Source organism: [Bacillus] enclensis, from assembly GCF_001456935.1.
GTDB lineage: Bacteria > Bacillota > Bacilli > Bacillales > Bacillaceae_B > Rossellomorea > Rossellomorea enclensis.
In genome coordinates, this window is record NZ_KQ758484.1 from 84,677 (window position 1) to 102,906 (window position 18,230).

Sequence of the window (18,230 nt, forward strand, 5' to 3'; positions counted from 1 at the left end):
AGGAATAGAAGCACCCTTAAAGAAGCTTACTGGGTCTTGGCTCCACTGTTTTCATAACGTACCGGAACCCAGCTCCCCCAATGGCCCAAAACATCACCAACCCACGAAAAAACCGGCCCCCGCTAGTCACGGAACCGGTCCTGATTATCGTATTCCCTACATATTCTCCTGCTTCAACCCTTCAATGATGTTCTCATTCTTGATCTTCCCGATCGAATACAGCATGGCCGAGCTGACGATGATGAAGATGGCGATGATGACGAAAAGGAGGTCGAACCAAGGCAGTTCGAATCCGTATTCGAAGGTCCCTCCGACCGCTCTGTGGATGAGGTACATGACCCCGATGCTGATCGGGAGCCCGAACAAGAGGGCGTTGACGCCGTAAAAGATGCTTTCGTAGTTGATCATTTTGTTGAATCCTTTAGGAGTCATCCCCATTGATTTCAGCATCGCGAATTCACGTTTCCGGAGTGAAATGCCGGTTGAGATCGTGTTGAAGATGTTTGCGATCGAAACGAGTGAAATCAAGGTAATGAACCCGTATGTGAAGACGGATAGGAACAGGATCATCTGCTCTTCCTGCTGGCGCCTTTCATAGACGTTGTAAATGTACAGATTTGACGGTGCCGCTTCTTCAAGGGCTTTTTGGGTCTTCATCGGATCGGAGCTTTCCAGGAAAAGCTGGCTCTGAACCCCGCTTTCTATCAGGCTCCCCGCCATCGCCTCCAGTGTATCCATAGGCACGATGATATCCAATCCTCCGGCCATCGCCGTCCCGATTCCCATCGGCACCTGATCGGTCAGTGCCCCTATGGTCACCTTCCCGAACGGCTCGCTTTTATTTGTATCAAAATCCGTGAAGGTCAACTCGAGTTCATCCCCCCGGACCGCCTTGATGGATGAGGTTTCGACGAATTTACCAGTTGCCGGATCACGGTAGGAAATCTCATCGATGACAATCGCCGCCCGTTGTTCTGGATCAGAGAACGCCTCAAGATCGGCTCCCGCCTTCTCCGCATACTCCTTGAAGCTCTGTTCATCCAGCCCGTAGAAATTCACATAATATTGATATCGGCCGTTTTCCAGCGGTATGTTTTCCTGTTCGATCATATTCTCCAATTCTTCAGGGAATTGTTTTTTATCGATCAATGATGAAAGCTGCATGGTTTTATGCAGACTTTGATCCGTCACACCCTCCACACGGGCAAGGTCCTCAAGCTCAGCGGAATCCCCGCCTTTCCCGTAAACCTGGATGTCGTAATCGACCCCATCCTGCGACATCATCACTGATTTCTTCAGGTTATCCGTAAAAAAAGACACCGATAAGAAAAGGACGATGCTGACGACAAGGGAAATGACCGTCGCATAATATCTCTTTTTATTTCGTTTCAGATTTTTCAGGCCGATCTCAGCTTCCAGTCCGAACACCTTGCGGACGAGTTTGGACGTTTTGACCGTCTTCCCGGACAACTTGACGTCCTGGGTCTGCCTGATCGCATCGATGGCTGAGATCTTCGATGCCTTCCGGGCAGGCATATAGGTCGAGATGAAGATGGTCACGACCGAAATCAGACAGGAAAGCAGAACAGAAGATGGCGTGACGACGGTCTGAAGTTTCTCTGATATCCCCAGTGCCCCGTCAACATACGAATTGATGAACCAAAAGGTTGCCGAGATGCCCCCGATTCCGGCCAGAAGACCGGCCGGGATGCTGACGGCGCCGATGACAGCACCCTCGAAAAAGACAGAGTCCCTCTTCTGTTTCTTCGTCGCCCCGACACTCGACAGCATGCCGAGATGTCTGGCTCGCTCTGAGACACTGATGGCAAATGCGTTATAAATGAGGGAAACCGAACCGACAATGATGACGCCCATGATGATGCCGAGCATGGAAAACAGCGTAAAACGCAGATTGTCATCATCCGTCACACCGTAGTAGCGGAGCAATTCGTTATTGAAACCCACCTTCTCGATGTCGTTCTCCTCCGCCAATTGCTTGGCATGATCGAATAACGAAGCCTTCACTTTATCAAGGATGACTACTGCATTCACCTGTTCGGAATCCTTCATGGAACCCTTATCGATATAACCGATCATCGTGTAGCCGGGAGACCATGACGGTTCCCAGGATGGGCGCTTGATGACACCAGTCACGGTGAATGTTTCAGTCGAGTCCACCTTGAGCTCTTCCGTGACGCCGTTCTCACCGCGCTGCAGAGGATCATTCTGGCCGAGTTCGATTTCTTCCCCCTCGATTTCACGTTTCCCGATATCCAGGGTGATTTCATCTCCAATCTCAAACTGTACACCCGCATCTTTCGCGACCTGCTCGGAGATGGCCACTTCGTTTTTCGAAGAAGGAAGCTTTCCTTCCACCAATTCAATCGGGAACTCCTTCAAGCCCTCTTCATTATATTTTTTCAAAAAAAGATAGGGCCTTTCATCAACCTTGGCCCCTTCAAGCTTTGCATAACCGCCATTGCTTGACAGTATCAGCTTCTCTGTTGCCCCGTCACCTGTAATCGCATCGATCTGGCCGGCATTGACGTTGCTGTACTGAACATGCCATTCGCCGTTATCCGCGATCGACTGCCGTTTCATGATGTCGAGGAATGAAACCCCGAGCGTCGAAACGGCCATGATCATCGAGACGGAAATGATGACACCGATGATGGTCACGAGCGTCCTTTTTTTATTTTCCTTAAGGGATCGCAGGGTCAGTTTATTGATGATGTTCATGGACGGATCACCTCATCCTTTGCAACCCTTCCATCTGCGATTTCGATCACCCGGTCCGCCTGCAGGGCGATTCGCTCATCGTGCGTGATGACGATCAGCGTCTGGTTGTATGTCTTGTTGAACATCTTCAACAGTTCGATGATCTCCTTGCTGTTCTTGCTGTCGAGGTTCCCTGTCGGCTCATCCGCCAGTATGATCGCAGGATTGCTGATCAGCGCCCGGCCGATCGAGACGCGCTGCTGCTGTCCGCCCGACAGTTGGTTCGGCAGGTGATCTAGACGTTGATCAAGCCCCAGTGTCGACACGATCGATTCTAGCTGACCGCTGTCTACCTTATGCTGATCCAGCAGCATCGGCAGCGTGATGTTTTCCTCTACCGTCAAGATCGGGATCAGGTTATAGAACTGATAGATCAGACCGATCTGCCTCCTCCTGAATATCGCCAGCTGCGTTTCATCCAGCTGATAGATATCCGTGTTGTCGATCATGACCTTCCCGCTCGTCGGCCGGTCGACGCCACCGAGTAAATGAAGAAGCGTCGATTTCCCAGACCCCGATGGACCGATGATGGCCACGAACTCGCCCTTATTCACGGAAAACGACACGTCATCCAGTGCCTTGACCGCCGTTTCCCCTTTTCCGTAGATTTTAGACAGATTTTCAATTTGTACGATACTCATAATTCTCCTCCAACATTTCAGGTGATGCCCTCAGTATATCTGCCTAATATGACTGTAAAGTGACTCGGAAAGTGACAATCTATTCACTTTGCCCGTTCCTATTATAAAATTTGATGAAGAACGCTGTGCCATCCCCTTTTTCACTCCTGACCTCGAGATCCCCGTGCTGACCGGTGATGATGCTGTGCGCCATCGCCAGGCCGATCCCGACGCTGTCATCCCCTGCATTCTTTCCTTTATAAAACCTTCTGAATATGTAAGGCAGGTCTTCTTTCGATATCCCCGGCCCGTCGTCGGCAATCGATATTTCCGTGAAAAGGGGGTTTTCCTCATATGAAATGGAAATCGTCCCGCCGTCCCCTGTATGTTCCACACAATTTTTCAGGATATTGATCAGTGCTTCTGCCGTCCAGCGCAGGTCACCGGTAAATGCTGCATCTTCCGTTCCGTTCACAATGAGGGTCTGCTCCTTGATATCCATCGGGATCAGCACCGGCTGTACGGCCCTGTCGATCAAGTCACGCAGAGGGACCCGGTCTTTTTTAAACGCAATGGTCCCCGCATCGATCTTCGATAATTTCAGGAGCGACGAGACGAGCCACTCGATCCGTTCAAGCTGCACGCGGATATTCCCGGTGAACTCCGCACGCTTCGATTCCTCAAGCGAACTGTCGCTCAGGAGGTCCGCCATCACCGTCATCGACGTCAGCGGTGTCTTCAGCTGGTGCGAGATATCCGACAGGGCATCCGTCAATGTCAGCTTGTCACGCTCCAGCTGAGAACGGCTCTCGGATAACATCAGCGTCACCTTGTAGATGTCATTTTTCAAAATGCTCAGCTCGCCTTCATGATTGTCGCGAAGATCGAGACTGACATCCCCGCTGCTGATCTTTCTGAGGTATCCCGACAGCTTCTCAATCTCCCGGTAACGCCACCTTGTGAAAAACACACTGCAGAGAGCGAGCAGCAGGGACGTCATGAACACCATGCCTGCCGACTGGATGGACAGCAGAAATCCTGCAGCCGCGGTTCCGGCCATGGTGACAATCCCGATGGCGATGAAAAACAGCTTGATCTCCCGGTTCCTCCACATCTCAATCACCCGCCTTATAGCCCATGCCGCGAATCGTCTTGATGATCTCCGGCCGCTGAGGATCGTCTTCAAGCTTCTCACGCAGCCGCTTGATATACACGGTCAGCGTGTTGTCATTCACAAAATCACCGGCGACATCCCATATCCGGTCGAGCAGCTGCGCCCTCGTCAGCACCTGTCCGACATGGTTGGCAAAGATCAGCAGCAGCCTGTATTCAAGGGCGGTAAGCACGACTTCCTCTCCATGCTTATAGACCTTCCCCTCAAGCGTATGTATGCGGATGTCCCCGATTTCCAACCACACATTCGTCTGGGCCGGCTGCTTCTGATAACGCCTGAGCACCGAACGGATCCTCGACAGGAGCTCACGGATACGGAACGGCTTCGTAATATAATCGTCCGCCCCCATATCAAGCCCCATCACCACATTCACTTCATCATCCAGCGCCGTCAAAAAGATCACCGGCTTATCCCCCTGCTTCTTCACCAGCTCACACAACTCATACCCGCTCCCATCCGGAAGTGTCAAATCAAATAAACACAGATCAATCCCGTCAAGGCGGTCCCGAATCTCCGCCTTCGCGGACCCCGCATCATAACAAAGAACTGTCTCAAAACCCTCCTGCCGCAGCGAATACTCAAGCCCCGCCGCAATCGTCCGATCATCCTCCACAAGCAAAATCCTCACACCAAACACACCCCAGCCTCAAATAAAAGTTACCCATATCTTACCACGGGAATGGGTCGGGGGGACAGGTACCGTGACCCGGTTTGAGACGGGGCCGGGTTTGGCGGACCGGGGAATCCAGACGGGTTTTAATTAGAATTTTTCTAAGCTGCTCATAAACTTGGAATGCGGCCTGTATTTTTGAAATGTGGCCCGTAAATCTGGAATCTGGCTCGTATTTTTAAAACAGTGTCCCATAAACCTGAATAGTTGCCTGCATTTATACCCCTTCGCGTCTCAATCGTCCTCCTCGCATAATAAAAACTGCCCTCCACGTTCTCAAAAGATTAATTTGTCTATTTCAACTATAAAGCCGGGGAAAATAATCGATTTCCAGTCAAAAAAAGAACCAGGGGCTCTCCCCCGGTTCAATCAATTTCCTTCCTTCAAAACCGCCATCCGTGCAAACACAACCCCCGCGGCCAGGGACACCATCACCGTCGTAATCGACCCCTGGATCCCGGTGAACCCATTCTCTCCATCCAAGATAAGCATCGTCTTCAACCAAACGATATCAAACAGGAAGCCGATCAGGGTGAGGAGGGCAGCGCACGCTATAAAGGTAATCGTGAATATTTTCCAGAATATCATTTCATCAACACCTCACATACTTCCGCTTAAACCCGATCCTCCCCCGGTCAACCTGCTTCTGAATCTCCTCAAAAGCATTCAGGATACTCGGCTTCTTCCCATCCCGCTTCATCTCAACCGGCCCCATTTCCCCTGCAATCTCAACCGCCTTCTCATGAAGCGCCACATAGGAAACGGCGACCGTATACACGAAATTATTCATCGCTGATTTCGCCCGTTCCGGCGCATCATGGATGGTCTCTTTCACCGTTTCAAGCATTCCTTCAAGCTTTTCCGTTGAAAACTCTTCGTCTTTCCGGTTCCCGAGCAGCCAGCAGTAGCAGCTCCAGCCTGCCGACATCCTCAGTTCTTCCCCGCTAGCAATCCATTTATCGGCGACTTCTTGTGCGATATCCGCCTCTGCAAGCGTCACCGACACCACATTATCAGACAGCATGTAAAAATAAGCCCCGTCGATCCAGCGGTCAAAATCCGCCTCGGTCATCGCCTTCGGATCGGCGATGATGCCCGCAAAGTACATCGCATCATAGTTCCCCGTTGCATACAACTGCTCCGCCAGCTCCTGATTCACCTTGATTTTCTTCGCCAGCGGCTTCATCGCTCCCGTCGCCACGCCGAACACCGGCTCCTTCGCACCGTTTGATATGTACATCTTCTTCATCCGTTCCTTACCGAGCGCTTCAAGCTCCCTCATCACGGTACCGGCATCCAGATTCTCGACTCCTTCTCCGGCTTTCCCGCCTGTATCAACTTTCTTGTCTCCCGCAAAAGAAAGTCCCTTCTCGCCAAGAACTTCCTTCAACATCCTCACCGCTTTTGGCCCTACCCCGTGAAGCTTCAGGATTTCCTCCTCTGTCACTCCGGTAAACTGCTCCACCCGGTAAAACCCGGCATTGTGAAGTCCCCGTTCTGCAGGCTTGCTCAACTTCGGCAACTCACTTTTCGGTGCTGCTTCATTAGTCATATCGACTTCCTCCTCATTCATTATCCATTTAGTAGTAGTATTCTCTTCCCGTTCTTTTTTTCCTCTATAAAAAAAGAACCGCCTGCAATGACAGCCCTTTCCACCTGTTCACTCCCTATTCCCGTTCATCCACCCAACCGCATACTCCACCATTTCTCTCATCGGCATCAAATAACTTTTTGCCTCCCCGACCTTCCCTTCCATCACTCCACTCGTATCCCGCCTGTAATCCTCAAAAATCCGATCGAAATCATCCGAGTCATTGTTGATGTCCCGATAGGTTGTCCACACTTCTTCCTCACCCTGCTTCACTTTTACATCCCATATCTTTTCCTTCACAAAACTGTTCTCCTGCCTGTATTCGGCAAGATGCAGAGACGAATTCGAATCCGCCGGCGCACCGAGCAGCAAGATCCTGCCGTCAAGTTCATACACTTTCCCAAGCGGTGACTTCTCACCCAGCGCAAAGTCCATCCCATGGTTTTCCGTTATGTATGCTGCATCCTTCCCCCATGCCGCAAACGAAGTATGGGGGTGAGCGCTCCTGAATACACCGTCCTGCTTTCTGAACGTTTCCGGGATGAAGCCCATATAGCAGGTCGGCGTCAAGTCGGGATGATACACCGGCAGATGGTTCCGGATGACCCGCATCTCTTCCTCGCTTAAATCCCCCTCATATTCAGAAGGGTCGCACAGCTGCTCGGTCTGGGTGGGCATCACGATGTTCCCTTCCGCACCGACGGCTTCCTCGAGGGCCATGATGACAGAAACCGGACCCCCGATCACTCTCCCGACCGACTTCAATGAAGAATGCACCATGACCGTCATTCCTTTTTTTACACCCAATGCCTCCAGATCCTTCTTCAGCTGATTCTTCGTGATGAGTTTCCCCTTCTCCATGAATCTCCCCACCCCTCAAATCTATGACTCTCTCCATACTAACATATTATTCCATCCCCACTTTTAAAATAAATGCCCTGCCGCCAAACATGTTACAATGACAATAATCAGAGAATTCATACAAAATGGAAGGAGCCATCACCCATGCACCCGTCAGAATTAAGAGCCAGAATCAGAAACGGCACCCATACTACCCACACATCAGGCGTCTCGCAGGATTATGTCCAGGCAAACCTGGTCGTCCTTCCAAAAGAATACGCCTTCGATTTCCTTCTCTTCACCATAAGGAACCCCAAATCCTGTCCGATCATCGAAGTGCTCGAGGACGGCCGATTCGAATCCAACTATGCCAAGGAATCGGATATCCGAACCGACATCCCCCTCTATCATGTCTATGAGAATGGCAGATTAACAGATAAGAAGCAGCGGATCGACGACTGCTGGAAAAAAGATTTCGTCAGTTTCCTGATCGGCTGCAGCTTCACGTTCGAAAGCCAGCTGATCAAAGGCGGCATCCCCCTTCGGCATATTGAAGAAAATAAAAATGTGGCCATGTATAAGACGTCAATCCCAACCGAAAAAGCGGGGGTGTTCGAAGGCCCGACCGTTGTCTCAATGAGGCCGGTTCCCGATTCTCTTGTTCAAAAAGCAGCGGACATCACGTCCCTGTTCCCTGAAATGCACGGCTCCCCGCTTCATATCGGCGATCCCCGTGAGATTGGCATCGGTGATGTGACCAAGCCCGACTTCGGTGACTTTGTCGGAATCAAGGAAGGCGAGACCCCGATGTTCTGGGCATGCGGCGTCACCCCGCAGGCGGCCGCACTGCAGGCGGGAATCCCCTATATGATCACGCACGCCCCTGGGCATATGTTCGTGACGGATTGGAAGAATGAAGAGTATCTAAAATCCAACTAACAAAGGCCCGTCCCGCACCCCGGTAAAGCATCACCGCAGTGAGGGACGGGCTTTCTCAAGCTCGCGGGGCAGCAGGACACAGTACCTGTCCTTCCGACCCTCTTAAAGGGACTGGCTTTTTTATGATTCAGAAGCCCCGATAAAGTCATAATAACCTCGCGCGGCCGATACCTTAGAGTAATCCGCTCTAAATTCCAACGCGAGGAGAATCTATCATGAAAAAGATCATTTTGTTTGCCGATCCCGGCATCGATGATTCAGTTGCCATCATGTATGCCCTGCTCAATCCTGAAATCAAAGTGCTAGCCATCGTTTCAAGCTACGGCAATGTCACCAAGGAGCAGGCTACGGACAATATCGCCTACTTATTGAAGCTCGCCGGAAGGGAAGATGTCCCCATCATCGGCGGCACCAACGCCCCGTCAACAGGAAAACCGCCGACATACTATCCGGAAATCCACGGCAAAGAAGGACTCGGCCCCATCCGTCCGCCCGAAGACCTTCAAGCAGAACTGACCAATTTCTCAGAACTGTACACGATCATCAAAAATAACCCTGGCTTGACAATTGTTGATGTCGGCAGGAATACGTCACTTGCTGCCCTCTTCCTTTTAGGTGAAAATCTGATCAAAGATGTCAGCGAATTTTATATCATGGGAGGCGCTTTTTTAGTACCTGGGAATGTGACTCCTTTGGCTGAGGCCAATTTCTACGGTGATCCGACCGCTTCAAACCTGGTCATGCAGAACTTCGACAACCTCTACATTGCACCCCTTAACATCACAAACAAAGCAATCATCACGATGGAACACGTAAATACGATACTCGACATGACCGAGCACCCGCTCGTCCAGATCCTCGACGATGTCATGGAATACTATATTGAAGCGTACAAAAAACTTATCCCGGGTATCGGAGGCGCTCCCCTTCACGACGCCGTCACCCTCTCCCTCATGGTCAACCCTTCAATGGGCAAAACCATCCGCAGGGAAGTCGAAGTCTTCACCGGAGTCAGCGGAATGGGCACCTCCAGCGCCGACTTCAGAGTCAGCTCCAAAAACGCCGAAAAAAACATCAACATCTTCCTCGAACTCGACTACGAAGCCTTCCTCGAAGACTTCATCGAAGTCATGAGCGGGTCAGGGGGACAGGTACCTTGAGCCGAGGGGACAGGTACCGCGGCTCATATGCAAGCACGGCGGCCAGCGAAGACAGTTTGTGCCCCATCTATCGATTAGTGTCTCAATGGGTGACAGATCCTACTGACATTAAAAATAGCCCTTCCTTCAACACAATGAATTTCCACTATCATGAGGGTTGGGCATTTCATGTTGCGACTGGGGACTTTACGCCTTTATCAAAATAAAAGAAGACTTCAGTTCTGGTTAAAATCAAAGTGAATCTTCTCTTAATTCACCGCTTCTAAAAATCGGTCGGTCACTTCATCATGTTTTTCCAAAAAGTTATCTGTGTTGATATCATAAAGATCTAGAAATTGTTTTCTTGCTTCATCGTCTATTTTCAAGAAATAATCCCGGTACTGATCTATGGTGTCAAGAAATACAGTATCATCAAGTTTTTCCTGACTGTCTAAATAGTTAACAGCAGCTTCAAGATTACTGTGTTCTCTTTCAATCTGTTCCTTTTGACGGTTATACCAATCATCTAATTGAGTCTTGATTGTATTGTGGAGGTCATTCAACGCCTTAGTCGAATCTTCATTCCACTGAGACCAAACCTTAGCCATATCTACTGTTTGGTTGAACTCTGTCACAAGATCCTGGTGACTTTGTGCATTTATGTAATTCCCTCCAGAAACCTCAGCCATTTCTTTTAACTGAGCCAGCCCTTCATTATCTACCTGATATCCAATGATATTAAGAACCGGCTTGATATTAGATTCACCCAGTGACCTGGCAGCCTTGACTGGATCTCCATTACATGTCTCGACCCCGTCACTGACAACATAAATAATGTTGGTATTCTGCTCTCCATCATATTGTTTAAAATCCTGGTTCACCTGCTCGATCGCTTTTGCCATCGGCGTCCATCCTGAAGGCTTAAATTGATTTAGGGCATTCGAAAATTTCTCCTGATCATATCTGCCGACAGGAAACACCTCTTCAATTTTCGAACAGGAAGCTTTCTTGTCCTCATCACTGCCTGTGCCGACATGTCCATATACCCGCAGAGAAATATTCGCATTTTCAGGAAGTTCCTTCACAAAATCCTGAATCGCAGACTTTGCCAACACCATCCTCGTTTTGCCGTCCTCTAGATTCTCCATACTCCCACTCGAATCCAGCAAAATAGCAACGTTATAATTCTCCTTCAATCTAAGCTCATCCGTCTGACCATCCGGATCAGTAAACTGCATTGATTTCCATTGGTCAATCGGCACATCAACCTTTTCCAAATCTTCCTTGAATAGAGAAAAAACATACCGCTCCATCTTCTCAATTTCCTCAGGGGAAGATTCCTCCGTCAACTTTGGTAACTGATCAAGTTTCTCCCTGATTTCTTCCTGACCCTCAAAATCTTTCTCATATTTTTCGCCGGCAAATTCACCCGCTAATGGATATTCAGCGGATTCCGCGAAAGAGGTCGGTAAGGGCATGTGGTCTTGGGACCATTCTTGTTTTTCCTTACTATCACCCGGTTGCTGTAAGGATTTATCTTCCTTGTTTTCTTCTTTATTGTTGGCTTCTGAGCTCGTACTGTCGTTAGAACTGCAAGATGCCAATACTATTAAAGATAGTATGAATAATAGAATACTAAATGATCTTTTCATCAGGTTCTCCTTCCAAGGTTAAGTTAGTTATGTAGTTCTTCCACTGATAGTCCACCTATCATTATTTTCCAAGATACCCGCCAAACTCAATAGGAAAACATACCCAGTTGTTATTTAAAAGTGCGATGTAGACGCCCATCTCCCGTTGCCAAGACGCTTTAAGCAGCCGGGGACGAGCCAAAACCAAACCTTATTCAGCCTTCCACTCATAAAGCATATCCGGCAGATTCTCTTCATTTTCATGTCCCCTGCCAATGATTCTAAAACCATTCTTCTCATAAAACTGCTGTGCTTTTTTGTTCACCTCAAAGGTGTATAAAGTCAATCTCCCGGATGATTGCTCTTTTGCAATATCCAGCAGCCTTCTTCCCAGGCCCTTGCCCTGATAATCTCCATGGATATAAAGCTGGTTGATTTCCGTTCCGTTATACGCAATCATACCGGCCACTTCCTCATCCTCAATGGCAATTTTCACCTGAAAGTTCTCTGGTAAAAGTTGATTTAAAAAGTATACATGGTTTTCAAAACTATGAATCTCAGGCTGACCGATCGCCTCGCACTTACTGTCACGCCACATCCTGACTGTCTTCTCCGCATACTCGGGCTGATAAGGAACAATCACAATCTTATTCGGGTCCATCAGAGCACCCCTTCCATTAAATGGTAACGCACGTTAAAAGCCCGTCCCTCACCACGGTAAAACACTACCGTAAAAAGGGACGGGCTTTCAAAACTTCCTGAAGTCACGACCAAAAACGAATGACCCCCAGTGTCAACAAGACAACTGTGGCAACTGCGAACACGACGCCGAAACCCACCGGGATCTTACCTTTTTCCCGATAAGAACGGATTGCCGTTTCAACACCGGTGATCAACCAGAAAAGTCCGATGATCAGCCACGACTCACTAAGATGCTCGGTCGCAGCAAGAAAAAAACCAGCGGCTATCAATATGATTTTTATGCCGAGAAAAAAACGTTTTAACATAAGAACACTCCTGTCATCTTTTCTTTTTCATAAAAAAAAGATGTCCCCTACAAGAGCGCCTCTGCTATCAACTTATCAAACTTCCTGACATCGATCCCCTTCTTGAGCTTCACCTTGATATGCCCTGCCTTCGTCCAAAGCTCGACCTCCGCATTCACATCAAGGAAGCTCCCGGCATTCTCCGTCGACCACATCAGAATAGAAGAATACGGCAGGGAATACACCTCCACCTTCTTTCCGGTAAGTCCCTGAGAATCCCTGACAATCAATCTCTTATTTGTAAAAATGGCACTGTCCCTGAACGTCTTATACGCAGCAACCGCTTCTTCCCCATTGACAAGAAGAGCCGTCACATCATCCGGTACCGGACATTCAGATAGCAGCGTCCATTCCAAAATACCTGTCGTTGCAGCCATTTGTCATCCCCCTTGGAAAATTTGGTTTACTCTATATCTATTCGACATGAATGTCGAAAACCCTTTTTAAAATCAGTCGGAGAGGATAAACACGCAGCGAAAAAAGCTTAGAAGATATCCTTCTAAGCCATTAGCAGTCCACTTTAAAAAGTAAGAATTTCGATAAATATCTATTCTTTCTTTCTCACATTCACTAACTCGAAACGCTCACAGACCAACATCATATCTTCCGAAAATTCCATCCCAGCATCATTTAGCTCTCTAGTAAAGAATCTTTCATGGGCTTCTTTCCAATATTGATAGGTTCTGTCTCCTTCACCTTCCGCAATCGCAAAATCCTCCGGAACCTCGTTCATCGGCATGATCTTCACATCCACTGTTTTGATGATCGCTAAAGGTTCATCTTCACTGTTTAAAATAATGCTGTAATCTTCATCGGTTGGCAGCGGCTCATTTTCCATTTCATAAAAAACCAGTCCCGAACAAGTGGCTGATTTCACACCATCTATGACCAATTGAGCTAAATGATCCGGATCCGCCCCGAATTGCCATGCACTAACTCTTATTGGTTTTTCTTGATTTTGTGACTTCCAAAATTCATCCCAATATATTCTCGATGCTTCATTCATATTTTTCTCTCCTAAATCATTTTAAAGTCAATACTATCTAAACTAGATTATATCAACATTAAAAGAATTTGCTTTTATTCCTTAATTAAAAGGTATTTCCCCCAATCAAAAAAACCCTCCCCGGGCACCATGCCTGAGAAAGGGTTCTTCATCAATATCTTACAACCCCGGAAGAATCCCCGAGAACAAACTCAAAATCAAAACCGTCGTAATCGCCGTCAATCCGGCAATGAATCCGCCGAGTGTCCATGCTTTGAGTGTCTGCGGGACAGTCAGTTTACCGAACCTGTTTACTACCCAGAAGCCTGAGTCATTCGGAAGGGAAAGACCGATTCCGCCGGCACAGATGGCAAGCCCGAGTAAGATTGGTGAGACACCAAGATCCACTGCCATCGGCCCCATGATGCTGGATGTCGTCACAAGGGCAACGGTTGCCGAACCGAGTGACGCACGCAGGATTTGCGAGAAAATGAAGGCAAGCAATAGAACCGGGATGCTCCAGCTTTGCATCGTCGCGATGAGGTGATCACCAATTCCACTTTTATTGATGACGGCACCGAACGCTCCGCCGGCACCAGTTACAAGGATGATGATCCCCGCTGAGTTGATCGCTTCAGAATACAATCTGCTGTTTGGAACAGAGATATATGGTCTGAGCATGATGATCGCGGCGATGACACTTATGAACAGGGCAATGTTCTTATCACCGATGAAGCCTAATACACTTGAAAGTCCTGTGTCCGGGAATAACAGCTGCGATATAGTGTTGAGCAGGATGAGTGCAATTGGCAATGCCAGCATGAAGAAGCTTAGGCCAGTGCTGATTTCTTTTTTCGGTGCATCTTCAAGACTCACAGCAACTTCCTCTACGGCGCCCGAATGGTTCATGCGCTTCCCGATGAATAATCCGTAGAAATATCCGCCGGCAAGTGTTGCCGGGATGGCTACTAGAATTCCATAAAGGATGAATAACCCAAGATCTGATCCTGTATTTTCCGCCACAACAAGCGGTCCTGGAGTCGGCGCGATCATGTTGTGGGAGACAATCAATCCTACACCTAGTGCCGTTACAAAAGAGATCACTGAGATTCCTGTTTTCTTTGATAAACTTTTGATCAATCCGCTTAAGATGACGAATGCGGCATCGAAGAATACCGGGATTGAAACAGCCGTACCCGTCAAGGCAAGACCGGCCGGTGATTTTTTCACACCAAATGCTTTTAATACTGCCGCAGCGATTTTTTCAATCGCACCGGACGCGCCGAGGAACTGTCCAAAGATGACACCGAGTCCGATAAGGATCCCGACGCCGGTCAATGTATTCCCGAACCCCTGGGTCACGGTGGTTGCCACTTCATTCAGCGGCATGCCGATCACGACGGCCGTTGCAAAAGCAACACCGATCAGTGATAAAAATGGTTCAACCTTCAATTTTAAAATCAAGAAAAAAAGTGCAGCTAACGACAGTAAGAAAATCACAATCAACATATTTCCTGTAACCATATTCTGATTACCCCCTTTGTTTTTATGAAGCTCCATTTATGATAAGCCTGGCCGCCTGGATTCCCCTCAGAAAAAGACGGCCCTGCTTTGAACCCTAAAGCAGTTACTTGCTTTCAAGTGTCGAGACAACATCTCTTAACGTGGTGACTGCTCCGACATTCCCCGGAAAAATGACGTACGGGATGAATGGGAACGTGCTTTCTTCACCTGTCTGCCAGACCGGGATCCCCGGTGCGATTTGACCCGCGACGGTCGCTCGTTTCACACACAACCCGTTTGTTCCGACATCGCTGGAGGTAATTCCTCCTTTAGCAATCAGGTAGTTCGGTCTTACAGAGAAGTCACGGACGATGCTCGTCACAGCATTTGAAATCTCGACGGACAGCTGCAGCTCCTGCTCTTCCATCCCGTCGCCGAGATCTAGCCGCTTCCTCTTCGTATAGATGACCGTACTGATTCCACCGGCTACCTTTGTTTCCGCTTCATTCCGCACCCGCTCGATTTCCTTCCTGAACGCTTTTTTATCCAGGACGAGATGAGCGTCGAACTCAATGAAGTGCAGAGAGGACAATTCCTTCAGCGCGTTCAATTGATTGGTCGTCTTTTTGACATGGGAACCGACAATGACCAGACCGCCGTTCTCCCTCTCCTCATTGATCAGCTCTGCCCTCGTTAACAACGGCCGAGAAGAAATATCCCCGATCACCTTGGTAAAAGCAGCAGCCGTCCGGAAGATGAAACGTTTTCCTTCTTCGATGGCGAGGATCAGTGCCGTCGCAAATACCCTGACATCCGATTCTTCAACAGCATTGACAACGACCTTGCCGAAGTCATTCACCCCGAGTAATTGTGCTTTAATCCCATCAATGTCCAGGCTTCGGATCGATTCCAGAGAAATGTACGTGACGCCTTCTTTTGGAAAAACGCCTTTTGTCTTTTCTTCGACCCATTCCCCTAAGTGACTCGACTTGTAGCCGAATGTCCGGTCCTTTGCGAATTCGGTTTCCCCGGCAGGTACAAGTTCGGTTTCCTGTTGAACGAAGTGAGTGTTCTCGACCGTCAGACGGCCGCCTTCTTTGAAAAATGGAAGGATCACTTCTCCGTCCACACGCCCGCCGCTTTCAGCTTCCATCGTACATCTTAAAACATCCGTTTCCAGCGGATAATGACCTCTCAGCGTCGAATCGCCGCGGCTGATAATCAGATAAGGAATACCCAATTTTTTTGATATAAGCTCGGTTCTTTCTGCAATATCCCGGTGAACCTGCTCGGTTTCTTTTGCCGTGAAGGCCCTCGAATTTGTCAGGATGAAGAACATCTGCCCCTCTTCCAAGAAACCAAGTTCAATGGTGTCTTCCTCCCAATCGGTGTATACCGAAACGTCGTGGACAGTCTGGACACCAGTCGGATCATCATCTAGGACGATGATTTTATGCTTGAATCCAGGTCTGACTTTTTCCCAAAGCTCATTTACTTTTCCTTCATCAATAGACTGATAGGATGATAGGATTTCATCGACATTCCTTGTTTTCATCACTGGCTGACACCCTTTACTTCGAAATTCGCAAGCTTCTCGTAGTGTTGGATGAGTCCGCCGTGATCATCGGCTGCTTTTCCGTCAGCCATCAAAGAGTGATACATCTCGAGCACCTGACTGGAAAGCGGAAGCGGCACTCCGATTGAGTGGGCTGTATCCATAACATTGGTCAAATCCTTCGCGTTGATGTCAATGCGTCCGCCGGCAACGAAGTTTCTTTCAAGAATCAACGGAACCTTCGCATCAAGCACCGCACTTCCGGCCAGTCCTCCACGGATGGCTTCGTACATCTTTTTGATGTCAATCCCTGCTTTCGACGCCAGCGTCAATGCTTCTGACATCGCTGCGATGTGGACATTCACCAGAATCTGATTGGCAAGCTTCGCTGTGGTACCGCACCCATTGTCTCCCACAAGCGTGATATCCTGACCCATCGCATCAAAGTATGGTTTCACCTTGTCATAGACTTCTTCTTTTCCTCCGACCATGATGGCAAGCGTCCCGTCGATCGCCTTCGGCTCCCCGCCGCTCACCGGGGCATCGAGCATTTCCATCCCCCTGGCTTCAAGTGCTTCGGCAATCCCTTTCGATTGAACGGGAGAGATCGAGCTCATATCGACGACGATTGCTCCATCATTCGCACCGTATATGACACCGCTTTCACCAAGGACAACACTTTCCACATGCTCACCCTTAGGAAGCATCATGAAAATGATGTCACTCATCTCCCCTACTTCTTTTGCAGAACCGGCTCCCCGTGCTCCTGAGCCCACTAACTCTTCCACTGCTGACTCATTAATATCAAACACGGTTACATCGTAGCCACTCTTAACCAGATTCAGTGACATCGGTTTTCCCATGATGCCAAGACCAATAAATCCAAGTCTCATATTTATTCCCTCCTGATGAAATAAAGCGTTTTCATTTGTTGTCACCAATTGTACACAATAATTTATATTTTGTATACAAAAATATTTAAAATGTATACAAAATTATTTTCCGTTAGAACTTTCAAATAGTACCAACTCGTTCTATACTTTTAGGAAGGGCATTATTTTTAACAGCCAAATACGTAAAAAAGACAAACAGAAAGTCTTTCATTGGAGTCGATTTAGTTGAAGAAGAAAACACAGCAGCACGCTTATCTGCAATCTTATGAATATATACGTGACCAAATCTTGAATGGAGAACTCGAACGGGGCACAAAGCTGATCGAGGAAAAACTCGCGGAACAACTCGGAGTGAGCCGGACACCGATCCGCGAATCCATCCGGAAACTCGAACAGGAAGGGCTTGTGAAACAAAAGCGAGTCGTCAATCCGACCGACATGGACCTCCGCCACTACTTCCAGGTCCGCATCCTCCTCGAAGGATTCGCAGCCCGGTCGGCCGCTACCTATATGAACGAAGCAGACCTTAACCAGCTGAAAGAATGCATCGACATCGGCAGGAACGGCACAAACGAAGAAATCATGGAAGCCAACAAACAATTCCACGACATCATCGTCAACGCCACCAACAATCCCGTCATGGTCGACACCATCGAACGCATGCAGTCGATCATCTACTTATTCAGGAAAACGGTCGTTTACCACAACCGGCCATTCCTGATTGATGAACATCAGGAGATTTATGATGCAATTGTTGCTCATAATGGAGATGAAGCTGAGAGGTTGATGAAAGAGCATATCCAGGCGGATTTGGAGTTTTGTTTGCATGTGATGCGGGGGTAAAAAAAAGCTGGGCAATGATACCG

The 18,230-nt window shown here is 48.5% G+C and carries 18 protein-coding genes; 3 read left to right on the top strand and 15 right to left on the bottom strand.

The window, feature by feature from the left end:
• Nucleotides 1-156: 156 nt before the first annotated feature.
• The 7 genes from AS034_RS13185 to AS034_RS13215 all read right to left on the bottom strand — a co-directional run bounded on the left by AS034_RS13185 (nucleotide 157) and on the right by AS034_RS13215 (nucleotide 7,694).
• Nucleotides 157-2,739, bottom strand: coding sequence for an FtsX-like permease family protein (locus AS034_RS13185; protein ID WP_058298839.1), 2,583 nt, complete (start codon nucleotides 2,737-2,739; stop codon nucleotides 157-159).
• Complete coding sequence (locus AS034_RS13190) at nucleotides 2,736-3,419, bottom strand: ABC transporter ATP-binding protein (protein WP_032085751.1); 684 nt, start codon at nucleotides 3,417-3,419, stop codon at nucleotides 2,736-2,738. The genes AS034_RS13185 and AS034_RS13190 overlap by 4 nt, the downstream gene beginning before the upstream one ends.
• A 79-nt stretch (nucleotides 3,420-3,498) precedes the next feature.
• Entirely contained in the window at nucleotides 3,499-4,512 is a 1,014-nt protein-coding gene (locus AS034_RS13195; RefSeq protein ID WP_058298840.1) for a sensor histidine kinase, read from the bottom strand.
• 1 nt (nucleotide 4,513) lies between these two features.
• Nucleotides 4,514-5,200 (bottom strand): response regulator transcription factor, encoded by a 687-nt coding sequence (locus tag AS034_RS13200; protein ID WP_058299137.1) that lies wholly within the window; start codon nucleotides 5,198-5,200, stop codon nucleotides 4,514-4,516.
• 411 nt (nucleotides 5,201-5,611) lie between these two features.
• Nucleotides 5,612-5,830 (bottom strand): hypothetical protein, encoded by a 219-nt coding sequence (locus tag AS034_RS13205; RefSeq protein WP_058298841.1) that lies wholly within the window; start codon nucleotides 5,828-5,830, stop codon nucleotides 5,612-5,614.
• A 4-nt stretch (nucleotides 5,831-5,834) separates the two neighbouring features.
• Nucleotides 5,835-6,542, bottom strand: coding sequence for a DNA alkylation repair protein (locus AS034_RS13210; RefSeq protein WP_058299138.1), 708 nt, complete (start codon nucleotides 6,540-6,542; stop codon nucleotides 5,835-5,837).
• A gap of 360 nt (nucleotides 6,543-6,902) precedes the next feature.
• Nucleotides 6,903-7,694 (bottom strand): AAC(3) family N-acetyltransferase, encoded by a 792-nt coding sequence (locus tag AS034_RS13215; protein WP_058298842.1) that lies wholly within the window; start codon nucleotides 7,692-7,694, stop codon nucleotides 6,903-6,905.
• A 144-nt stretch (nucleotides 7,695-7,838) separates the two neighbouring features.
• On the opposite strand from AS034_RS13215, the gene AS034_RS13220 reads away from it, so the two are divergent.
• Both AS034_RS13220 and AS034_RS13225 read left to right on the top strand, forming a co-directional pair.
• The gene (locus AS034_RS13220; RefSeq protein ID WP_058298843.1) at nucleotides 7,839-8,612 is read left to right on the top strand and encodes a putative hydro-lyase; all 774 of its coding nucleotides are present in this window, start codon (nucleotides 7,839-7,841) and stop codon (nucleotides 8,610-8,612) included.
• 215 nt (nucleotides 8,613-8,827) lie between these two features.
• A complete protein-coding gene (locus AS034_RS13225) occupies nucleotides 8,828-9,772 on the top strand; it encodes a nucleoside hydrolase (RefSeq protein WP_058298844.1) in 945 nt (314 codons plus the stop codon).
• Between the two features lie 248 nt (nucleotides 9,773-10,020).
• Here AS034_RS13225 and AS034_RS13230 read toward each other — a convergent pair whose 3' ends face one another.
• From AS034_RS13230 to garR, 8 genes are all read right to left on the bottom strand, one after another.
• Nucleotides 10,021-11,403 (bottom strand): vWA domain-containing protein, encoded by a 1,383-nt coding sequence (locus tag AS034_RS13230; RefSeq protein WP_058298845.1) that lies wholly within the window; start codon nucleotides 11,401-11,403, stop codon nucleotides 10,021-10,023.
• Between the two features lie 190 nt (nucleotides 11,404-11,593).
• A complete protein-coding gene (locus AS034_RS13235) occupies nucleotides 11,594-12,043 on the bottom strand; it encodes a GNAT family N-acetyltransferase (RefSeq protein ID WP_058298846.1) in 450 nt (149 codons plus the stop codon).
• Nucleotides 12,044-12,146: 103 nt separating this feature from the next.
• Nucleotides 12,147-12,389, bottom strand: coding sequence for a hypothetical protein (locus tag AS034_RS13240; RefSeq protein WP_058298847.1), 243 nt, complete (start codon nucleotides 12,387-12,389; stop codon nucleotides 12,147-12,149).
• A gap of 47 nt (nucleotides 12,390-12,436) precedes the next feature.
• Entirely contained in the window at nucleotides 12,437-12,805 is a 369-nt protein-coding gene (locus AS034_RS13245) for a PH domain-containing protein (RefSeq protein WP_032085743.1), read from the bottom strand.
• A gap of 170 nt (nucleotides 12,806-12,975) precedes the next feature.
• Complete coding sequence (locus AS034_RS13250; RefSeq protein ID WP_058298848.1) at nucleotides 12,976-13,434, bottom strand: ASCH domain-containing protein; 459 nt, start codon at nucleotides 13,432-13,434, stop codon at nucleotides 12,976-12,978.
• Between the two features lie 159 nt (nucleotides 13,435-13,593).
• Nucleotides 13,594-14,937 carry a GntP family permease gene (locus AS034_RS13255; protein ID WP_058298849.1) on the bottom strand — a complete coding sequence of 448 codons (1,344 nt, stop codon included), beginning with the start codon at nucleotides 14,935-14,937 and terminating at the stop codon, nucleotides 13,594-13,596.
• A gap of 103 nt (nucleotides 14,938-15,040) precedes the next feature.
• Nucleotides 15,041-16,471, bottom strand: a complete 1,431-nt coding sequence (locus tag AS034_RS13260) for a four-carbon acid sugar kinase family protein (RefSeq protein WP_058298850.1) — start codon at nucleotides 16,469-16,471, stop codon at nucleotides 15,041-15,043.
• Nucleotides 16,471-17,409 (bottom strand): 2-hydroxy-3-oxopropionate reductase, encoded by a 939-nt coding sequence (gene garR, locus AS034_RS13265; protein WP_336433370.1) that lies wholly within the window; start codon nucleotides 17,407-17,409, stop codon nucleotides 16,471-16,473. The genes AS034_RS13260 and garR overlap by 1 nt, the downstream gene beginning before the upstream one ends.
• A 180-nt stretch (nucleotides 17,410-17,589) precedes the next feature.
• Here garR and AS034_RS13270 point away from each other — a divergent pair, with 180 nt between their 5' ends.
• On the top strand, nucleotides 17,590-18,207 hold the full coding sequence (locus AS034_RS13270; RefSeq protein ID WP_058298852.1) for a GntR family transcriptional regulator: 618 nt from the start codon (nucleotides 17,590-17,592) through the stop codon (nucleotides 18,205-18,207).
• Nucleotides 18,208-18,230: the final 23 nt, after the last annotated feature.